Source organism: Psychrobacter pacificensis (assembly GCF_900101915.1).
GTDB lineage: Bacteria > Pseudomonadota > Gammaproteobacteria > Pseudomonadales > Moraxellaceae > Psychrobacter > Psychrobacter pacificensis.
The window spans coordinates 54372-74887 of record NZ_FNAL01000004.1; the positions used below are offsets into that span (position 1 = coordinate 54372).

At 43.1% G+C, this 20516-nt stretch carries 18 protein-coding genes; 17 read left to right on the forward strand and 1 reads right to left on the reverse strand.

Annotation, left to right across the window (positions count from 1 at the left end; all coding sequences use genetic code 11):
* Positions 1-126 precede the first annotated feature (126 nt).
* The 17 genes from BLR43_RS03565 to BLR43_RS03645 all read left to right on the forward strand — a co-directional run bounded on the left by BLR43_RS03565 (position 127) and on the right by BLR43_RS03645 (position 19771).
* Positions 127-1569, forward strand: a complete 1443-nt coding sequence (locus tag BLR43_RS03565; RefSeq protein ID WP_093068881.1) for a glyceraldehyde-3-phosphate dehydrogenase — start codon at positions 127-129, stop codon at positions 1567-1569.
* Between the two features lie 289 nt (positions 1570-1858).
* Entirely contained in the window at positions 1859-3061 is a 1203-nt protein-coding gene (gene cgtA / locus BLR43_RS03570) for an Obg family GTPase CgtA (RefSeq protein WP_071003499.1), read from the forward strand.
* A gap of 64 nt (positions 3062-3125) precedes the next feature.
* Positions 3126-4298, forward strand: a complete 1173-nt coding sequence (gene proB / locus BLR43_RS03575; RefSeq protein ID WP_071003500.1) for a glutamate 5-kinase — start codon at positions 3126-3128, stop codon at positions 4296-4298.
* Positions 4299-4427: 129 nt separating this feature from the next.
* Complete coding sequence (hemE, locus tag BLR43_RS03580; RefSeq protein WP_071003501.1) at positions 4428-5564, forward strand: uroporphyrinogen decarboxylase; 1137 nt, start codon at positions 4428-4430, stop codon at positions 5562-5564.
* Positions 5565-5719: 155 nt separating this feature from the next.
* The gene (gene argC, locus BLR43_RS03585; protein ID WP_071003502.1) at positions 5720-6787 is read left to right on the forward strand and encodes an N-acetyl-gamma-glutamyl-phosphate reductase; all 1068 of its coding nucleotides are present in this window, start codon (positions 5720-5722) and stop codon (positions 6785-6787) included.
* Between the two features lie 103 nt (positions 6788-6890).
* Entirely contained in the window at positions 6891-7757 is an 867-nt protein-coding gene (locus BLR43_RS03590; protein ID WP_071003503.1) for a hypothetical protein, read from the forward strand.
* 157 nt (positions 7758-7914) lie between these two features.
* Positions 7915-8310 (forward strand): ATP-dependent Clp protease adaptor ClpS, encoded by a 396-nt coding sequence (locus tag BLR43_RS03595; RefSeq protein ID WP_083328960.1) that lies wholly within the window; start codon positions 7915-7917, stop codon positions 8308-8310.
* A gap of 627 nt (positions 8311-8937) precedes the next feature.
* A complete protein-coding gene (clpA, locus tag BLR43_RS03600; protein WP_093068884.1) occupies positions 8938-11484 on the forward strand; it encodes an ATP-dependent Clp protease ATP-binding subunit ClpA in 2547 nt (848 codons plus the stop codon).
* Between the two features lie 167 nt (positions 11485-11651).
* Positions 11652-12389, forward strand: a complete 738-nt coding sequence (locus tag BLR43_RS03605; RefSeq protein ID WP_093068887.1) for a uracil-DNA glycosylase — start codon at positions 11652-11654, stop codon at positions 12387-12389.
* A 12-nt stretch (positions 12390-12401) separates the two neighbouring features.
* On the forward strand, positions 12402-12962 hold the full coding sequence (gene tadA, locus BLR43_RS03610) for a tRNA adenosine(34) deaminase TadA (RefSeq protein ID WP_093068889.1): 561 nt from the start codon (positions 12402-12404) through the stop codon (positions 12960-12962).
* Between the two features lie 187 nt (positions 12963-13149).
* Positions 13150-13917, forward strand: a complete 768-nt coding sequence (gene cmk / locus BLR43_RS03615) for a (d)CMP kinase (RefSeq protein ID WP_093068892.1) — start codon at positions 13150-13152, stop codon at positions 13915-13917.
* A 300-nt stretch (positions 13918-14217) separates the two neighbouring features.
* Complete coding sequence (rpsA, locus tag BLR43_RS03620; RefSeq protein ID WP_071003507.1) at positions 14218-15906, forward strand: 30S ribosomal protein S1; 1689 nt, start codon at positions 14218-14220, stop codon at positions 15904-15906.
* Between the two features lie 308 nt (positions 15907-16214).
* Positions 16215-16520 carry an integration host factor subunit beta gene (locus BLR43_RS03625; protein ID WP_058024195.1) on the forward strand — a complete coding sequence of 102 codons (306 nt, stop codon included), beginning with the start codon at positions 16215-16217 and terminating at the stop codon, positions 16518-16520.
* 57 nt (positions 16521-16577) lie between these two features.
* Positions 16578-16985, forward strand: a complete 408-nt coding sequence (locus BLR43_RS03630) for a lipopolysaccharide assembly protein LapA domain-containing protein (RefSeq protein ID WP_093068896.1) — start codon at positions 16578-16580, stop codon at positions 16983-16985.
* 73 nt (positions 16986-17058) lie between these two features.
* Positions 17059-17757 (forward strand): orotidine-5'-phosphate decarboxylase, encoded by a 699-nt coding sequence (gene pyrF / locus BLR43_RS03635; RefSeq protein WP_093068898.1) that lies wholly within the window; start codon positions 17059-17061, stop codon positions 17755-17757.
* 214 nt (positions 17758-17971) lie between these two features.
* Positions 17972-18769 (forward strand): metallophosphoesterase, encoded by a 798-nt coding sequence (locus tag BLR43_RS03640; RefSeq protein ID WP_093068901.1) that lies wholly within the window; start codon positions 17972-17974, stop codon positions 18767-18769.
* 165 nt (positions 18770-18934) lie between these two features.
* On the forward strand, positions 18935-19771 hold the full coding sequence (locus BLR43_RS03645; RefSeq protein ID WP_093068904.1) for a histidine phosphatase family protein: 837 nt from the start codon (positions 18935-18937) through the stop codon (positions 19769-19771).
* A 142-nt stretch (positions 19772-19913) separates the two neighbouring features.
* Here the strand turns inward: BLR43_RS03645 and rpsT are convergent, their stop codons facing one another.
* Positions 19914-20180, reverse strand: coding sequence for a 30S ribosomal protein S20 (rpsT, locus tag BLR43_RS03650; RefSeq protein ID WP_071003512.1), 267 nt, complete (start codon positions 20178-20180; stop codon positions 19914-19916).
* Positions 20181-20516: the final 336 nt, after the last annotated feature.

The window sequence follows — 20516 nt, forward strand, 5'->3', positions numbered from 1 at the left end:
TCTGACGTCAAGAACTGATATTGATAGTGGTCGATTATCCTATTACAGTCACCACCTAGAGCATACGCGACCTATCTTATTTATATCTCTTCATATTTTATCGATCATACATTACTGACCATAAGGATGTTTCTCGTGAGCAACGCTGATACCTTACGCCAATTACATCAAGACCACTTAAAAAACTACAACAATCAAGAGCAACAAGCCATTGAGCTGATGGGGCTATTGAGCAAGCTCTATAATGAGCAAGACGTACAAGTGACTTTGTTTGGCGAAACGCTAGACGCTACTTCAGTTGGTCAAATAATTGCGCTACATCAAAAAGCAGCATTACGTGATAACGGTGCTAAAGCCATTGATATCGCTGACACGTTGGCAATGGTAAAAGTCATCGCCGAAAACAAAGAGATTCAAGCGACTCGTATCGACGTTGGCCAATTGATTGCTAATGGTACTGATGTACAAGTCGCTCTACAGTCTATCAACAACGCTGGTGCCGTGAATGGCGCAACGGACGTTGTACTGTATGGTTTTGGTCGTATCGGTCGTATTTTGACTCGTCTGTTATTGTCACAAGCATCAAGCGCAAAAGGTTTGCAGCTAAAGGCAATCGTGGTACGTCCAGCCGCTGCTGGTGACTTGGCTAAGCGTATCTCATTGCTTGAGCGCGACTCAATCCATGGTAGATTCTTAGGTGGCATCAGTATCGATGAAGACAATAACGGCATGATCGTTAATGGTCGTTTCGTACAAGTCATCTATGCCAAAGACCCAAGCGAAATCGATTATACTGCTTATGGTATTGACAATGCGCTAGTTATCGATAATACCGGTATTTGGAAAGACGAAGCGGGCCTTGGTAAGCACCTACAGTCTACTGGCGTGAAAAAAGTACTCCTAACAGCACCTGCTAGTGGCGATATCAAAAACGTCGTTTATGGTGTGAATAACGACACCGTTGGTGATGACACAATCGTGAGTGCTGCGAGCTGTACGACCAATGCCATTACCCCGACCTTAAACGTACTAAACGACGAATACGGTATCATAAACGGTCATGTAGAGACTATTCACTCATTTACCAATGATCAGAACTTGGTTGATAACTATCACAAAGCAGACCGCCGTGGTCGTAGTGCGGTGATGAACATGGTTATCACCAGTACTGGTGCGGCAAAAGCAGTGGGCAAAGCATTACCAGAATTGAACGGTAAGCTAACGGGTAATGCTATCCGTGTACCGACACCAAATGTCAGCCTAGCAATCTTGAACTTGAATCTAAAGACCGCACCAGCAAGCGCTGATGCGCTGAATGAGTTCTTGCGTAAGATTGCTAACAGCAGCACGTGGCAGTCGCAAATTGCTTATACCGATTCTACAGAAGCGGTATCTACTGACTTTGTAGGTACCACCCATGTTGGTATCGTTGATGCCCAAGCGACTATTTTGACTGACAACCAAGCTATTGTTTATGTTTGGTATGATAATGAAGTCGGTTATAGTACTCAGGTATTGCGTTTGGCGACGCAGATGGCAGGAATCAGCTACGCTCAGATTCCAGCATAGATTACTAAATACAGTAGCGCAATAACGTTATACTAAGCCTCTCAAAGCATGGTCACTTTAAAGATTATGCTGCAATAGACTCTACTTTGCATAGCTTGGTATCACTTTAACTGTCATACTTAAACACCCGATAGTCCGATTGATTATCGGGTGTTATTGTCATAATGGGCATGACGTAACATAGCTTCTATAGATTGCTCATTTTGTCAGAACGATATAGCAAAACCTCAAAATACAACCGCTGGTTGTCACCAGTTTATCGACTGGATTGTGAATTAAGGAACGTAAGATGCGATTTATTGATGAAGCCGTCGTAACGGTAAAAGCAGGTGACGGTGGTAACGGAATCGCCAGTTTTCGCCGAGAAAAATATGTGCCACGTGGTGGACCGGATGGTGGCGATGGCGGTAAGGGCGGTGACGTCTATGTCATTGCAGAGGACAACACCAACACCCTAGTGGACTATCGCTATACGCGCCGCTATGATGCAAAACGCGGTGAAAATGGACAAAGTAAAAACTGTTCAGGTAAAGGCTCAGAGGATATTTATCTGCCTGTGCCGGTCGGTACGACGGTCGTGGATACCGAGACTGATGAAGTACTCGGTGATTTGATTGAGATTGGCCAGACGCTATTGGTCGCTAAGGGCGGCGATGGTGGTCTGGGCAATACCCATTTCAAAAGCTCGACCAACCAAGCACCGCGTAAAGCCACGTCTGGTTTTGAGGGTGAGTTAAAAGTTCTTAAGTTTGAGCTAAAAGTTGTGGCTGATGTTGGCTTGATTGGTTTGCCTAATGCTGGTAAATCGACCTTTATCCGTCAAGTCTCTGCTGCTAGACCAAAAGTGGCGGATTATCCCTTTACCACGCTAGTACCAAACTTGGGTGTGGTCGATATTGGTCGTCATCGTTCGTTCGTGATGGCAGATATCCCTGGTCTTATTGAAGGCGCATCAGAAGGCGCAGGACTTGGTATTCGCTTTTTAAAGCACGTGGCTCGTACCCGTCGTCTGTTACACTTAGTTGATGTCAAGCCTGTTGATGGTAGCGACCCGGTCGAGAACGCCCGCGTTATCCTAAATGAGCTTGAGCGTTTTTCACCTGAATTGGCCAACTTACCGCAAATTTTGGTATTGAACAAAATCGATCAGGTCAATGATGAAGACTTGAACGCGCTTTGTACACACATCGTGGCAGAGCTTGGTTGGACAGGTATGGTTTTCCGTACAGCAACGCTGACTGGTGAAGGTGTTGATGCAGTAAAATATCATTTAATGAATGATATTGAACTTGAGCGCGAGCGTGAAATAGAAGATCCTATATTCGCTGAAGCACAAAAAGAACGTTTTGAGCGTTTAGAAGCCGAAGTGCGTCTAAACACTGAAGCACAGCGTGAAGCATATCGTGCAGCTCGTAAAGCCGCGCGTGAAGGCTTAGATTTGTCCGATTTGGATGATGACGACGATGGTGTTGAGGTAATGTACGTTCCTTAAGCGGTTATACTTGAATTGTGAATTTAATCCCTACAATCAATTGATATGAAAAAAAGGAGTTTATATGGCAGATGACATAGCAAACACGACCGAAGAAGCAAGATTTGTTAAACAATCTCGCAACTTTGATATTCAGCGCGTTATTGTCAAGATTGGCTCATCATTATTGACAAATAATGGTCGAGGGTTGGATCGTACTGCCATATATGAGTGGGCAAAGCAGATTGCTAAGCTGCACAAAAAAGGTGTTGAAGTGCTGCTGGTATCGTCAGGTGCCGTTGCTGAAGGTGTGGTACGTATGGACCTTGAGGAACGCCCTAAAAAACTGGCAGCATTACAAGCCTGCGCTTCTATTGGCCAAATGGGACTGATTGAAACATGGTGGTCAGCACTGATTCAGCATGGAATTCAAAGCTCACAGCTCTTATTGACTCATGATGACTTGTCCAATCGTAGCCGTTATCTCAATACTACAGGCGCGCTCACGCAACTATTAGAATGGCGCGTGCTACCGGTCATTAACGAAAATGACACCATTACTATTGATGAGATTAAATTTGGCGATAATGACACGTTGGGTGCGATGGCAGCCGCGATGGTTAATGCAGATTTGTACATCATCTTAACCGATCAAGAAGGCGTGTTCACTGATAACCCACGTGACAATCCTGATGCCAAGATGATTCGTCAAGAACGTGCCATGGCTGATTATTTATTTGATATTGCAGGTGACGGAGGCAAGCTTGGGCGCGGTGGTATGTTAACTAAAATTCGTGCTGGTCGTCTTGCAGCAATGGGTGGTTGCCCAACCGTTATTGTGAGCGGTGCTATCGATGATGTGATCACTCGTGTTGTCTCAGGTGAGGCAGTCGGTACATTATTGACCACCAACGAAGAAGATAAAATCATCGCTCGGAAACAATGGCTTGCTGCGCATTTGCGTATGTCAGGTAGCTTGGTCGTTGATGCAGGTGCCGCAAAAGCATTGACTGAACATAACAGAAGCTTACTGCCAGTAGGCGTTGTAGAAGTTCGTGGCGGCTTTGATGAAGGTGATGTGGTAGAAATTGTTCATCAAGACACTGGTGAGCGCATAGCCGTTGGTCAGGTAAACTTCTCATCGCATGAGGCGCACCGTGTTGCCCGTGAGCGTACAGAGAAGTTTGACAAAATCTTTGGTGGTAACGAAGACCGTGTGGTGATGGTGCATCGTGACAATCTTGCGATAACTGTATAACGTATTCATGATATAGCACGGCTGTTTTTTATAGCTTATAAATATTTATTGTTATTTTATTCAACCTATTTTATTCAGCACAGTATCTATTTATAAATATGGATACTATGTTGTTTTGGAGATTTGTACATGAGTGCTTCAGACAAGAGTGACTCGATTCAGCAGCAATTTGCACCACTAAAAAATGACAGGCTGCTACGTGCATTACGCTTTGAGCCCATCGATACCACGCCAGTTTGGATGATGCGCCAAGCTGGTCGTTACTTACCAGAGTACAAAGCCACTCGTGCTGAAGCCGGCGACTTTATGAGCCTGTGCAAAGATACAGAACGTGCTACTGAAGTGACGCTCCAACCGTTACGTCGTTATGACTTAGATGCCGCGATCTTATTTAGTGACATTTTGACCATTCCTGATGCCATGGGATTGGGTTTGTATTTTGAGACTGGCGAAGGTCCTAAGTTTAAGCATCCAATTCGCAAGCAGGCTGATCTTGATAGATTGCCATTACTTGAGCCTAATGATTCTCTTGACTATGTAATGCGCGCCGTGACCAGCATTCGCAAAGCGCTAAATGGTCAAGTGCCTTTATTTGGGTTTTCTGGTAGTCCATGGACGCTCGCGACGTATATGATAGAAGGGGGTAGTTCAAAGGATTATCGTTATACCAAAGGCTTTTTGTATAGCGATCCCAGCTTTTTACATCAGTTATTAGATAAGCTTGTGACTTCGGTCATTGACTATCTCGATGCACAAATTGTGGCCGGAGCTCAGATCGTACAAATATTTGACAGTTGGGGCGGGGCGCTTGGTCATCGTCAATTTATCGAGTTTTCGCACAATTACAACAAGCGTATCGTGGCTGAACTAAAGCAACGCCATCCACAAGTACCAGTGGTATTATTTACCAAAGGTGGCGGATTATGGCTTGATATTCAGGCTGATAGCGAAGCTGACGCTTTAGGTCTAGACTGGACGATGCCGCTTGACCGCGCGCGTCAAGTACTGACTGAGAGTCAGCGCGAGTTAACCAAAAAGCATAAGAAGCTACAAAGCAGTAAAGCCATTCAAGGCAATTTAGATCCGGCAACGTTATACGGATCACCCGCCACTATCCGCTCTGAAGTGAATGCGATGCTTGATCGCGCCTATGCTAATGGCGAAAAAACTGGCTACATTGCAAACTTAGGTCATGGTATTACCCAGTGGGTGAATCCTGACAATGCCAAAGTGTTTGTTGATGCGGTACATGACTACAAGATCTAAAAGCCACGGTATTCAAAGCTATGGTATTCAAAGCCATAATATTCAGAGACGTTAGGATTGACAGACTGGTTTTATGTCTATATGGCTTTGTAAGCTAGATAAAAATATAGAATTTATTAGATATAATGAGTGCTTACTAAGAATAAGGATAATTTATGATTTCAGCAGCGATTGTCGGTGGTACAGGTTACACAGGTATTGAGCTTATTCGCTTACTATCTGCTCACCCTGAAGTGTCTATTGATTTGCTAACCTCGCGTAGCGAAGCTGGCACTCGCGCTGATGAAATCTTCCCAAGCTTACGCGGTATCTCAGATATTGTTTTCAGTGACTTAGGTGACAATACGCTTGGGGCATTGCAAAAATGTGATGTTGTATTTTTTGCGACGCCGCATGGTGTTGCGATGAAGCAAGCAGAAGCGCTGACCCAAGCTGGCGTAAAAGTCATCGATTTGGCAGCTGATTTTCGCCTGCAATCATTGACGGAGTTTGAGCACTGGTACAAACAATCTCATGCTTGCCCTGAGCTGTTGAAGACAGCAGTTTACGGTTTGCCTGAAATCAATCGTGATAAGCTTGCCAGCGCTTTATTGGTCGGTAACCCTGGCTGCTATCCGACTACTGCGATTTTGGGTTTAAAACCTGTTATCGAAGCACAAAATGAGCAAGCAGAAAGACTGGTTGAATCTCGCATTGTCATCGATGCCAAATCTGGTGTATCAGGTGCTGGTCGTCAAGCGTCACTGGCACTTAATTATGCGGAAACAACGGATAATTTTAAAGCCTATAGCGTTGAAGGTCATCGCCACTTGCCAGAGATTGAGCAGGGTGTGGCGCAGTTACTAGACAGTCAGTTTACACATCGCATTCGCTTTTTACCGCACTTAGTGCCTATGATACGCGGTATGCTGAGCTCAATTCACATGGAGCTGACTGACGCAGGTGCGGCTATCGATTGGCAGCAAGTGTTTGAGGACAGCTATGCATCAGAAGGTTTTGTTGATGTCATGCCAAAAGGTGTTTATCCAGACACGCGCAGTGTGCGTGCTAGTAATCGTCTACGTATCGCAGTACATCAAGACAACGAGCGTGCTGAGCTGACGGTCATTGTGGTGCAAGACAATTTGGTAAAAGGTGCCGCAGGGCAAGCTGTCCAGAATATGAATGTGATGTTCGGCTTTGATGAGTCGATGGGACTCAATTTTGCACCTATCGTACCTTAATGCTGGCTTTTTTGTCGCTAAGTCATTCATATTTATGGTACTAGGTATTGATTATAAATTCCGCTATAATAACTTGCCTTTACTCTTAAGAGATACCATCTAAATGCGTGTTAAACTTGAACGACGCTTTTTTTTAAAGTCATCACGTCTATCGTGTCAAGATTCTGTTCTATATGGCTTGGCGTGCAAGACGCATTCCGATAAAAATAGTAATGGCTTTATGAGTGATATCGGTAGCACTCAACGAGGCGCGTCTACATTAGTATTGGCTTTATTTGTAGTAGTGATATTAGTGACTGCCGTGGCTGGATTGCTATTCGGACATAAGCTGGGCTATCAGCGTGGTTTTCATTCGATGGAAACGCAAGCTCAGCAAGCGATTATCGATGGTACAGAAGCGACAAAAGCGCTAGAAGATTTGCGTCTTAGTAATAAAATCGCGACCAATCAAGCCGCGACAGCCAAGCAAGAGCTGGCCATAAGTCTCGCAAATCTAAAAGAGTTGCGTGAAAATCAACAAGCTCTGACGGTAGAAAACAGGCAGGTCTCACAGCTTAATGAGATATATGCTGATGTGATTGCTGAGAAAGGTGGCATGCCGCTACAAATATTGGGCGCTAAGATTGAGCCGTTGCCCGAAAATGCTTTTGAGTATGGTTTTGATATTGGTATGCTCAGTAGCGACGGTCAAGCCAAACGACTCCAGCCAACCTTGACGTTACTCAATAATGATGACCTTGTAGAAGTGCCCTTAGATCCTGCAAGCTATGCGATCGAAGGTATTGTTCGTATACGCGGTCGTTTTATGATGCCCTCAGGTTTTAAACCTTTACAAGCAAAACTAAGCTTGCAAGCAGGTGGCCAAACAGTAGAGCAATTGTACGATTGGAAGCTCGGTGATAAGGTTGATAACATGCTACCATCACTTTTAGACTTGCCAGAAGTTGATGAAAGCCCGATTGTTCCCTAGATACAAGTCTTAATAAATACCAAACAGCGATGATATAGTTGAAAACAAAGCACCATGTCTATATATAGTCATAGTGCTTGATGTTTCATCGCCTGCCTAGCTAACCTCTCTTATTCCAAACTTACCTTATAATTATACTTTGATTATGATGAAAAAAATGATATTACAAGCTACGCCAACGGTTGCTGATTGGCATTTTCCAAATATGCCTGCCCATCGCGCACAGGACGGTGACACAGAAGGTGAAACGTCACCGCAAGCAGATGTGCTGGTTGCTGAGCCAGAAATTGCTAAACCGCCTATGTATGCGGTGGTTATGTATAATGACAATTACACGCCAATGGAGTTTGTCGTCTATATTTTGCAGTCAGAGTTCCGCCATAGTATGGACTCTGCGGTTGAAATTATGCTAACGATTCACAATAGTAGCAAAGGTATTGCGGGCATCTATCCTAAAGACATCGCTGAGACGAAGGCCAAAAAAGTAAATAGTCTGGCACATCGTGAGGGCTATCCACTATTAACCCAAATTGAGCCACATCAAGGCGAGTAAAAGGATAGCAAGACACTATATCTTATTCTTACATCAGCTCTCATTGCCATAACTAATCGTTTTTTGTTCTCATCCAGTTGTTATAGCAGCTCACTTTTAAAGTGAGCTAAGCCATCTATTTTTACAGCCTCGCTTTAGATACCCATATTTGATTAAGCATGTCAGTGATTATATCGCTCTTATAGTCTTGATTTTATTGTAATATATCCTTATATACTAACTAGGCTTCTTAATAATTTTTACAACCTTTCGATCACTCGTTATTAATATCCTCGTTCATCTACTTATTTTTTATCCACATTAGCTCTTTAAGCTTCTCGTCGCTCTCACATTCTTCGTTATGTACTCGTAGTATGCTTTGATACACTTTAGTCTGCGTTAATAGATTGACTCTGTCGAAGTATCGTGTTGATATAAAGAAAAGCGACTATGAATTATCACAATCACTGCTAACTGATAGATAGATTACAGCATTCGTCACACAGTCTATGGTCCAAATGATATATCCATGATTTTTTAATTATACGAATCTTACCCTTGAACAATCGATCTATCGCCCTGATTTACTTACTAACTCATTCATAAAACTATCAATTATAAAGATAGATATAACCGTAGGAAGTTGTTATGTTAAGTCGTCATCTTGAAGTTTCTCTACGTTTAGCAATGACGCTTGCGCGCCAAAAATCGCATGAGTATCTTACTGTTGAACATTTATTATTGGCACTATTAGAAAATACTCACGCTGCCAATACCCTGACTGCCTGTAATGCCAATATATCGGCATTGCGTACTGAGCTTGAAGCTTATATTAATAAGCACACGCCAACTGTTGATGCAGATACAGATCAGTCACCGCAGCCAACGCAAAGCTTTGATCGCATCTTGCAACGCGCTATTTTTCATGTGCAGTCTATAGGCGGTGGTCGATTGGTAGAAGGCTCTGATATTTTGGTTTCTATGTTCTCAGAGCATGATACTTATGCCGTTTATCTGCTCAAAAAACAAGGTATTAGCCGTCTTGAGCTGACCCAATATTTATCACATGGTCAAGACAAAGAAGAGCCATCTGAGCAACGTGCTTCTATGACTGGTGAGCGCCGCAGTGCGTCTGAAAAAACCAGCAAAGATCCACTGGTTGAGTTTGCAACCAATTTAAATCAGCGTGCTGCTGAAGGCGAAACAGACCCATTGATTGGCCGCGCTTCTGAAATTGAACGTGCCGCTCAAGTTTTATGCCGCCGCCGCAAAAATAATCCGTTATTGGTCGGTGAACCAGGCGTTGGTAAAACCTCTATCGCCGAAGGTTTGGCATGGTTGATTATCAACGACAAAGCACCCAAGCCACTTAATGGTTGCGTGATTTATAGCCTTGATATCGGCTCGCTTATTGCTGGGACGAAATATCGTGGTGATTTTGAAAAGCGTATGAAATCGCTTCTTGATGCGCTGAAGAAAAAGCCCAATGCTATTTTATTTATTGATGAGATTCATATGATCATTGGTGCAGGCTCGTCAATGAGCAGCAATATGGACGTATCTAACCTTATCAAACCTGCCTTGGCTAATGGTGAGCTGCGCTGCATTGGTTCAACGACCTTTACTGAGTACCGTCAAGTGTTTGAAAAAGACCATGCACTATCACGTCGCTTCCAAAAAATCGATGTGAAAGAACCAAGTGTAGATGATGCCGTCGATATCTTGCGTGGCCTCAAGCCTCGCTACGAAGAGTTTCATAATGTGGAATACACGGATGAGGCATTAGTGACCGCTGTACAGTTATCAGCCAAGCACATTCATGAGCGTTTTTTACCCGATAAAGCCATTGATGTGATCGATGAGGCAGGTGCGTACAAACGTCTGGGTGTGGTACCTGATGTAGAGGATATTGAAGCTGAAGAGAGCTTTATTGCAGATTTAGAGCAAGACTTTGATGCACAGATTGATGCTGATGTCGAAGGTATCGATAGCGATGCAGACAGCGATAATGAGATGCAAGACGAAGCAGAGACGGCAAAGGCAAACGACCGTGCTCAGTCTGCCGATGGCCTAAAATCTGCTAAAGCGCAAAAGCCACCGATGAAAATCGATGTCGCTGATATCGAAGCCATTATCGCTAAACTGGCACGCATTCCGCCCAAGTCGGTATCGAGTGATGACAAGAGCATTCTTGAGCACTTGGATCGTGATCTTAAGCACTTAGTGTTTGGTCAAGATGAAGCGATTGCCACGCTTGCTGATGCAATTAAGCTGTCTCGTGCAGGACTAAAAGCACCAGATAAACCGATTGGCTCGTTTATGTTTGCAGGGCCGACAGGGGTGGGTAAAACGGAGGTCTCTCGTCAGCTGGCTAATCTATTAGGCGTAGAGCTGGTACGTTTTGATATGTCAGAGTACATGGAAGCCCATACCGCATCACGTCTGATCGGTGCGCCTCCGGGCTACGTTGGTTACGATCAAGGTGGATTGTTGACTGAAAAGATCAATCAACATCCGCATTGCGTACTGCTACTTGATGAGATTGAAAAAGCGCATCCTGATGTCTTCAACTTGCTATTGCAGGTGATGGATCATGGTACATTGACTGATAACAATGGCCGTGTTGCTATCTTTAAGCAAGTCATCATTATTATGACAACCAACGTTGGTGCTGATAGTATCAGTCGCTCTTCTATGGGCTTTACTCAGCAAGATCATAGCCGCGACAACACTGAGGCGCTCAAGCGCGTCTTTACGCCAGAATTCCGAAATCGTCTAGACGCGATTATTCAGTTCAATCCGCTAGATACGTCAGTGGTTGTGTCAGTTGTTGACAAGTTCTTGGTTGAGCTACAAGTACAGCTTGATGATAAGCAAGTGACGTTAGAGATTGATGATGATGTGCGTGATTATCTGGCTGATAAAGGATACGATCGCCTTATGGGTGCACGTCCAATGCAGCGCCTGATTCAGGATGAGATCAAAAAGCCACTGGCAAGTATGATTTTATTCGGTGACTTGGTAAATGGGGGCGTTGTTCATTTGACTTTAGCCCCTAAAGCCGACAATACGCAAGACGATGATACAGTGAAGTTAGATAAATCTTCGCAAAAAGGTTCACCGGATAGTCGGATTGTTTTGACTGTGGTCGAAACTCATGAGCCACGTTCAGACTCTGAGTCAGTGGCTAGCTGAAGCATTTAGTTTGAATATAAGAGTAACGGCTATCGTAACATTACGGTAGCCGTTTTTTTGTTGCTATAATTCATCAACAAAGCTCATAAGGTTTTTTGTTACTATTAGTCTTTAAAATAAGCCAATCACTAAGCATTCATTTCATAATAAATATAAAAGGATATACCATGGAGCTGTTTGACGAGCAGACAACCAAAACACCAGAGCAAAAACAAGCCATTTTAGACAATGTCCGTCTGCCAGAGGACTGGAAGGCGGCATTAGCAGATGAGTTAACATCCGAAAATATGGACAACCTGCGTGCATTTTTAAAAGAAGCCTATCAGTCAGGGGATAGCATTTATCCGCCCGCGCCGTTGATGTTTAATGCGCTTAATCTCACGCCTTTATCGCAAGTTAAAGTGGTGATTTTAGGTCAGGACCCTTATCATGGGCCAGGGCAGGCCATGGGATTGTCATTCTCTGTTCCTAAAGCGATTCCTAAGCCGCCATCATTAAACAACTTGCTTAAGGAGATGGCAGATGACATCGGTATCGCACCTTCAAAACATGGTGACCTAACTTACTGGGCGCAGCAAGGTGTTTTGCTACTAAACAGCTCACTAACTGTGCGAGAAGGCGAGCCAAACAGTCATCAAAATAAAGGCTGGGAGCAGTTTACCGATGCAGTCATTGACGCGGTCAACGAGCAGACAGAACATACCGTATTTATTTTGTGGGGCAGTAAAGCACAAAAAAAAGGTAAGTATATCGATACCGACAAACATCTTATTTTGACCGCCGTGCATCCTTCGCCGTTGGCTGCGAACCGCGGTGGATTTTTTGGGACAAAGCCATTTTCTAAAACCAATGACTACTTGGTGCAGTATGGTCAAACGCCCATTGACTGGCAGCTACCGCAATAAATGCTAAATACTATGAATACAGGTTTAGCATCTTATTTTTTAGCGCTGAGCGAACTTGAGGGTATATCATTTGCATCCCTTATGTTTTGGACACTGCAAGATGGTAAATGGATGCAAAAGGCTCTTAGACTAGCAAGCCAAGGCGCTAAACTGGGTGAAGTGCCGGTAGGCGCTATATTGGTGCACGATCAGCAGATCATTGGTCAAGGGTTCAATCAACCGATTGGCTGCCATGATGCGACGGCACATGCTGAGATAGTTGCGTTAAGAGAGGCCTGTCAGCGTCTACAAAATTATCGTCTGCCACTACAGACAACTTTGTACGTGACACTAGAGCCTTGTACGATGTGTATTGGCGCGCTCATTCATGCACGTGTTGATAGGCTAGTATATGCGGCGAGTGAGCCACGTGCTGGCATGGTAGGCAGCCAGATGGACTTATCAATGCAGCCTTTTTATAATCATAATATCCAAGTTCATAGAGGATTGTGCAGTGAGCATAGTAGTCAATTGCTAAAGACGTTTTTTCGTGAGCGTAGGCGATTAGCGAAACAGAATAAAAACAGCGTTTAATCCAAAATGATTAATAAATAAGATATCAGTTTGGGCGCTAGTGGTAGCGATGATTTTTTGCTATAATATCGCCCTATTTGTTAGCGAATTTTTTAGCCTGCTATCAAACATTTGATATACCAGTAAATATTGCTTCATTGCTATTGCATGACAGCTATAGGGTAACAACTATTATTGAGTAAGTATTATGACCGTCTCCGTATCTGATAACGATCTACTCAATAAAAACGATAGTGTAAACCATTCAGCACGCTATCCGGTTATCTGTATCGATGGGCCTAGTGGCGCTGGTAAAGGTACGGTCACATGGCGTTTAGCTCAAGTGTTGGGCTATCAGCTATTAGACTCTGGGGCGCTATATAGAATCGTAGGACTCAAAGCATTCGAAGCTGGATTGATCACAGCAGATGCCAGCCATCTAATCGATGAGTCGGCAGTGCTAGCGCTCACGAAAAGTTTGGAGATAGCGTTTTTACCAAATAATGATTCTGGACGTGTAGACATCATTGTGAATGGACAAGCGGTAGGTGATCAGGTACGTAACGAGACCGTAGGTGGCTATGCTTCACAAATCGCGGTGTTTCCAACAGTCCGTCAAGCGCTGCTTACGTTGCAACAAGATATGGCGACACGCTCAGGGCTTGTCGCTGATGGTCGTGACATGGGAACCGTTGTATTCCCAGATGCCGATGTGAAAGTATATTTGACGGCGAGCGCGGAAGCGCGTGCTGAGCGCCGCGTGACCCAGCTAGTTAACGCTGGGCAAGCAGCAGATTTTGACTCGATTTTGGCGACGATTAAAGAACGTGATGATCGTGATGAGAACCGTAGCACCGCACCATCGAAACCTGCAGCAGATGCTTTGTTACTTGATAGCTCAATGCTCGATGCTGATGCGGTTTACGAGCAAGTAAAAAGACATTGTCAAGATAAAGGGCTGTTTTTTAATAGTTAATAAAAACAACATATTAAGTACTAAAAAATTTCCTATAGTCCCTGTTTTTAATGTAGAATTGTACAGTTGGAAGTTAGTGTTTTTTAACGATTAATTATTTATTAGGCTAGGTTGATAAAATTTTGTTTGGTAGAATAAAGTAAGACAGTTGTTGTTAGTAAGTTTAAATATGCGCTTATTAACAACAAACGTTTTTATATATGATTGCATAAGATATAAAACCAGTATTCTCGTTTTATGCAATCATAAATTTGATCCGTACTGTGCTGGACAGGATACGGCTATACAAAGGTAGACATAATGGAATCATTTGCTGAACTATTTGAAGCGAGCATCGAAGAAACAGGCCTAGATATCGAGCGTGGCTCGGTGATTAATGGTACTGTTGTGGCCATCGATAGCGATTGGATCACAGTAGATACTGGTCTAAAATCTGAAGGTATCGTCGCTCGTGAAGAGTTTTTAAGCGAAGAAGGCGAACTTGAAGTTGAAGTTGGCGATAGTGTTGATGTCGTAGTTGAAGCGGTTGATAACGGCATGGGTCAAACCTTGCTGTCACGTGAAAAAGCTAAGCGTGTTGAAACTTGGAACTTCCTTGAAAAAATCGCTGACAATGATGAGATCGTAAAAGGTATCATCTCAAGCAAAGTTAAAGGCGGTTTCACTGTAGATATCGGTTCAGTACGCGCGTTCTTACCAGGTTCATTGGTAGATGTACGTCCTATCCGTGATACAACGCATCTTGAAGGCAAAGAGCTAGAATTCAAAGTCATCAAACTTGATCAAAAGCGTAATAACGTTGTCGTTAGTCGCCGTGCAGTTATGGAAGCTGAAAACTCAGCTGAGCGCGAAGAGCTATTGAACAAGCTTGAAGAAGGCATCGAGATCGAAGGTATCGTTAAGAACCTTACTGATTACGGCGCGTTCGTTGATCTAGGTGGTATCGATGGTCTATTGCACATCACTGACATGGCATGGCGCCGTATCAAGCATCCATCTGAAGTTGTTGAAGTTGGTCAAGACCTAAAAGTTAAAGTATTGAAGTTTGACCGTGAACGCAATCGCGTAAGCCTAGGTCTAAAACAACTTGGTACTGATCCTTGGGACAACGTTAGCGGTACTTACCCAGTGGGTAGTGTTGTTAAAGCTCGCGTAACCAACTTGACTGATTATGGTTGTTTCGCTGAGATTTCTGAAGGTATCGAAGGTCTAGTACACGTATCAGAAATGGATCACACCAACAAAAACATCCACCCATCTAAAGTAGTTCAAGTGGGCGATGAAGTTGAAGTAATGATCCTTGATATCGATGAAGAACGTCGTCGTATTAGCCTAGGTATCAAACAGACTCTAGCTAACCCATGGGATGAGTTTGATAAGAAACATGAGCGCGGTGATAAAATCACTGGTACGATCAAATCAATCACTGATTTTGGTATCTTTATTGGTCTAGACGGTGGTATCGATGGTCTGGTTCATTTATCTGATATCTCTTGGAACGAAACTGGCGAAGATGCTATCCGTAATTACAACAAAGGCGACACCGTTGAAGCAATGGTATTGTCTGTAGATGCAGAAGCTAACCGTATCAGCCTAGGCATTAAGCAGTTGAGCTCTGATCCATTTAACGAATACCTAGTCGCTAATGACCGCGGTGCTATCGTTAATGGTAAAGTGAAAGAAGTAGACGCTAAAGGCGCTACTATTGAGCTTGCTGACGAAGTTGAAGCTTATCTACGCGCTTCTGAAATTCAACGTGACCGCGTTGAAGATGCAACTAAGCATCTGTCTGTTGGTGATGACGTTGAAGCAAAAATCATCAGCGTTGATCGTAAAACACGCAACATCAACTTGTCTATCAAAGCGAAAGACGAAGCTGAAGAGCGTCAAGCGATTAAAGATCTTGGTAGCACGAACACAACTGCCGCTGCAGGTTCTGATGCACAGCCAAAAACGATTGGTGATTTGATCAAAGAGCAAATGCAGTAAGTTGTAAGTTATTGATATAAAAGTAATATAAAAAAAGCGACTTCGGTCGCTTTTTTTATGATTAAGTTTTGATATTTGTATTAATAGGTAAGGTTTTTAGCTAAATAAGGAAACTCTTATTCCTATTTTCCTCAATATCCGCTATCATTTGCAACATTGAGTAACGAGATGTGAGCGACAGTGTATTTAGAGTTGCGATATGACTCGTGCAAATAGACTATTCTGATATGAGCTATTAGTGTTTCTGTTGATAATACTGTTTTGACTTATTATCAGTTTATCCATCAATCAACAAGGCAAGCGTAATAATGCAGCAAGCGATTAACAAATCCGAATTTATCAGTAATTTGAGTGCGAATTGTGACAACATGGCAGATACCATCGTTGATGATGCCGTTCGCGAAATATTAAATTTGATGACCCATACTTTAGCCAATGATGGCCGAGTCGAGGTTCGTGGGTTTGGCAGTTTTTGTCTACATCATCGCCGCGCTCGTGTCGGACGCAATCCTAAAACGGGGGAGAGCGTACCAGTTCCTGCTAAAGCGATTCCACACTTTAAGCCAGGTAAAGCATTACGTGAAGCAGTCAATGATAAAGTAGCACACAGCTAATATTCATTAATGATTGACTGACCAAAAACTATCATTCCAACCTGAGGTAACTGTCTCATGCGCTTTTTATTATTCGTATTGCTGTTTTTGAGCTTTGCTTACTCGCTTGGTCTGGTATTGGCAAATAATACCGAGGTCGGGGTCAATTTACTGTTTTCGCAAGCGCCTACAATGAATTTGGGACTACTGCTCATTCTATGTTTAATACTCGGCATCATTATTGGTATTCTATTATCATTGCTTATATTCCGCGTACTACAGAATAAGTGGGAAATCTCACGTTTGCAAAAGGCAAATGCAAATCTACAAGAGCAATTGAATCAAGCCAATGTGGTGATTGACCGTCAGGCCAATGCGCCAACCGTAGATGAGGCTGTCTATGGTGCCAGATCGATTGATATACAAGACAATACAGACACACATCTAAATGAAGGTGGTACGTTGTCTAAGCGCAAGCGAGATTAAATTGCTCGGCCATAGAAATGGTTGTTGATTTTGAAAATACAGTGCTCGAATAATTCTGATATGCGGCAAAACCATGAATAATATGATTAACTCTCCCGTCATTGTTGCTTTAGACAATATGACTCTGCAAGCATCGTTGGCATTAGCTGATCAATTGGATCCAGCGTTATGCCGGCTCAAAGTAGGTAAAGAGCTATTTACACGCTGTGGTCCCGATATTGTAAAGGCACTGCATCAGCGTAACTTTGAGGTATTCTTAGACCTGAAGTTTCACGATATTCCTAACACTACTGCTCAAGCGGTACTAGTTGCTGCCGAGCTTGGTGTATGGATGGTCAATGTTCATGCTAGTGCAGGTCTAGAGGCTATGTCTTTGGCAAAACAGCGTTTAATAGATAATAACCTTGATACATTACTCATCGCGGTGACTGTATTGACCTCTATGGACAGTGACGCATTGATGCAAACGGGTATCACTGATAGCTTAGACGTACAGGTGAGCCGATTGGCACAATTGACCAAGCAAGCTGGGTTAGATGGGGTAGTATGCTCTGCTCAAGAAGCGAAAACGCTTAAAGCGTTATGCGGTCAAGATTTTAAATTGGTCACACCAGGCATTCGACTAGCAGACGACAATGCTGATGATCAAAAGCGTATCTGTACGCCAAGTCAAGCATTGTTAGATGGTTCTGATTATTTGGTGATTGGACGCTCAATCACTCAAGCCAAAAACCCTGCCGAGAAGCTAAATAGAATATTACAAAGCATTTAAGTTTTAATAGCAATACAATAAAAAAGACAGCCTAAATCGCTGTCTTTTTTTACTTTTTTCAGACAGAAAAAAGCTGTTACACTACCTGAGAGGTTTTATAAGTAGGCTGATCTGCAACCAATTATGCAGCCTATTAAAAGGAGTGCTGGCCTATTAAAATACGCTAACGTTACCGATTGGCTGATAATGATACTATTGGACGATATTGAATTATATGAAATTACAAATACTAAGTGACTTACATATTGATAGTTATGCACGCCAGTCACGCCCTATTGGGCATATTCCTAAAACTGACGCAGATATCGTGTTAGTAGCGGGAGACACTGCCAACAGCGATAGAGGGATGCCGTGGTTACAAGAGCAGGCAGCACGCTTACAAGTTCCTCTGATCACGATCTCAGGTAATCACGAATATTTTGACGAAGATGTGCTAAGTTTTGACCAAAAGTTGGCGACTTGGGACAATTATGATGCTGCCTCTAACAAAGGGGTTTGTGTCTTACAGTGCCAGCATATTGATATTGGTGATATACGAATCTTAGGTTGCACACTGTGGACGGATTATCAGTATCATGCCAATGAAGATACTATGGCTGCTGCTAGGCATTTTATGCGTGATTATAAGCAGATATATGCAGGCAAGGAGATGTTCTCACCTGAAGTTTCCATGCAAATTCACTCAGAGCATCGTCAGTGGTTGCAGCAAGCACTAATCACTGCCAAAGCACTGGGCAAAAAAACGGTCGTCATGAGTCATCATAGTATCAGTGCATTATCGGTGTCTGAAAAATATGCTAATTTACCAAGCAATGCTGCCTTTGTTAGTGATTTATCTGGGTGGATGCATGAGGACTGGGCACCGTCTTTGTGGGTGCATGGTCATACCCATGAAGCATTCGATTATCGAATAGGTAATACGCGAGTGATTGTCAATCCTAGGGCTTATCCTAATGAGATTAGCAGTACGGCGTTAGCATTTGCGTGGGATAAAGTTATTGATATCGGTTAGTTGAGGATCTATGTAGATAAGCCATGTTACTTATCTTCGCTTAGTTCTCTTAAAAACAAGCTCACTCCTTGTATGACAAGATATTTACAAGATATTTACAAGATATAGTGCAACTAGACTTGTCAGTTGTTCATTCCTATCAAAAAATCTGCTACGCTTGCTACTATGAGTAAATATCTTAATAGCACCTTATCAAAAGTCTCTGCTGACAAGCTTGCGAGTCACACACCAAGTGCGCCTGCGCCTTCACATCTGCCAGATAGTATGATTTCTTCGGTCAGACTATTACCTGAAAATGAGCGGCTGATTTTATTTACCAGACACTCTTTGCGTGAGCGTTCTGACGGCAATGGTTTTGCCAGCTATCAGTTGCCGCTGACGCCTAAAGGCCGCGTACTAGCTAAGTCTTGGGGTCGTTGGTTAGCAGGTCACCTCTCATACTCACTCGATGTTGATAGCATCTCAAGCCCCATTAAACGCTGTATTGATACGGCGCAGCTCATGCAGGAAGGAGCAGGTCTAAAGCGTGATATTACGCATCAGTCACTGCTGGTTGAGCCTGGTAGCCTCGTTACTGAACCTGAAATAGCGAACCCAATATTTAAAGAGATTGGTGTACTCAATTTTATCAATCGCTTTTTGCAAGGCAATCTTGAAGGCACCAAAAATGCTTATCAAGGTGGCCTTGATATTCTCTCGCTCTTTTATCAAAACCAGCCGCAGCATGGGCATCTGATGCTGGCTGTCAGTCATGATACTTTGTTGTCTGCATTCTTAGCCGTGATGTTCGATGTGGAAGAGATCGATTGGAATGATTGGCCAAAAATGATGGAAGGGGTGTTTTTGTGGTTTGATGATAAACCTTTTGATCAGGCAAATGCGCATTTTATCTGGCGTGGTCAAGTATATACACGTCCGATTAGTTCATTGTTGAATGGATATCGTGCAGCAGGGTATCACCCAAGTAAACTGCTATTACCACCAGGGGTGCAATGGACATAAGATTTCATCAAAAAATGGTAATGACGCTCCACTAGATATATATCGAGTAGGCATAAAAAAACCTTGCCCCAGTATGAGAACCAGTAGCAAGGTTTTAGTCATGACGCTATAAAAGCGTCATGTGGTCTAGACAAGACAAATCTTAAGCTTGTAGGCCTTTGATTGTTTTGTTTAGGCGGCTCTTACGACGAGCAGCTTTATTCTTATGAATAATACCTTTGTCAGCCATACGATCAATAACTGGTACCGCTCTGTTGTAAGCTTCGGTAGCCGCGTCATAATCTTTAGCTTCGATAGCCGCATCAACACGTTTTAAGTAAGTACGAACCATAGAGCGTTGTGACGCAGAGTTCTGACGACGTTTGGTGTTTTGACGGGCGCGTTTACGAGCTTGTGCAGTATTAGCCACGCGTATCTCCTTGATAAAGACAGATAAAAATATGAATGTTGATTGCAATAATGGGTTTAACAATCATCGGTGACGAGCAGCCGTCTCGTCAAACATGATGTCGATGTCTAATATTAAAGTATCTAATACAAATAGATCATCGCAAGCGCCAGAACTGTTTGGAATAATTAAACAGCGTTGACGTGTAAAGCCGGTTATCTTAGCAAATTATTGCGCTAAGGACAATATATTTGATGATTAATGCGTAAAGAAGTACTGTAAACTCATGAATTTTGGTTTATTAAGGTATCTAAATCAATAGCAGACATCAATAGGCGCAACTGATTGATAAAATCT

Bases quoted from the DNA above. Each gene is read 5' to 3' on its own strand.
- BLR43_RS03590 (WP_071003503.1), top strand. From the start codon at position 6,891: ATGCGTGTTAAACTTGAACGACGCTTTTTTTTAAAGTCATCACGTCTA.
- BLR43_RS03625 (WP_058024195.1), top strand. From the start codon at position 16,215: ATGCAGCAAGCGATTAACAAATCCGAATTTATCAGTAATTTGAGTGCG.
- rpsA (WP_071003507.1), top strand. From the start codon at position 14,218: ATGGAATCATTTGCTGAACTATTTGAAGCGAGCATCGAAGAAACAGGC.
- argC (WP_071003502.1), top strand. From the start codon at position 5,720: ATGATTTCAGCAGCGATTGTCGGTGGTACAGGTTACACAGGTATTGAG.
- cmk (WP_093068892.1), top strand. From the start codon at position 13,150: ATGACCGTCTCCGTATCTGATAACGATCTACTCAATAAAAACGATAGT.
- tadA (WP_093068889.1), top strand. From the start codon at position 12,402: ATGAATACAGGTTTAGCATCTTATTTTTTAGCGCTGAGCGAACTTGAG.
- BLR43_RS03565 (WP_093068881.1), top strand. From the start codon at position 127: ATGTTTCTCGTGAGCAACGCTGATACCTTACGCCAATTACATCAAGAC.
- proB (WP_071003500.1), top strand. From the start codon at position 3,126: ATGGCAGATGACATAGCAAACACGACCGAAGAAGCAAGATTTGTTAAA.
- pyrF (WP_093068898.1), top strand. From the start codon at position 17,059: ATGAATAATATGATTAACTCTCCCGTCATTGTTGCTTTAGACAATATG.
- BLR43_RS03630 (WP_093068896.1), top strand. From the start codon at position 16,578: ATGCGCTTTTTATTATTCGTATTGCTGTTTTTGAGCTTTGCTTACTCG.
- BLR43_RS03595 (WP_083328960.1), top strand. From the start codon at position 7,915: ATGATATTACAAGCTACGCCAACGGTTGCTGATTGGCATTTTCCAAAT.
- clpA (WP_093068884.1), top strand. From the start codon at position 8,938: ATGTTAAGTCGTCATCTTGAAGTTTCTCTACGTTTAGCAATGACGCTT.
- BLR43_RS03645 (WP_093068904.1), top strand. From the start codon at position 18,935: ATGAGTAAATATCTTAATAGCACCTTATCAAAAGTCTCTGCTGACAAG.
- BLR43_RS03605 (WP_093068887.1), top strand. From the start codon at position 11,652: ATGGAGCTGTTTGACGAGCAGACAACCAAAACACCAGAGCAAAAACAA.
- hemE (WP_071003501.1), top strand. From the start codon at position 4,428: ATGAGTGCTTCAGACAAGAGTGACTCGATTCAGCAGCAATTTGCACCA.
- BLR43_RS03640 (WP_093068901.1), top strand. From the start codon at position 17,972: ATGAAATTACAAATACTAAGTGACTTACATATTGATAGTTATGCACGC.
- cgtA (WP_071003499.1), top strand. From the start codon at position 1,859: ATGCGATTTATTGATGAAGCCGTCGTAACGGTAAAAGCAGGTGACGGT.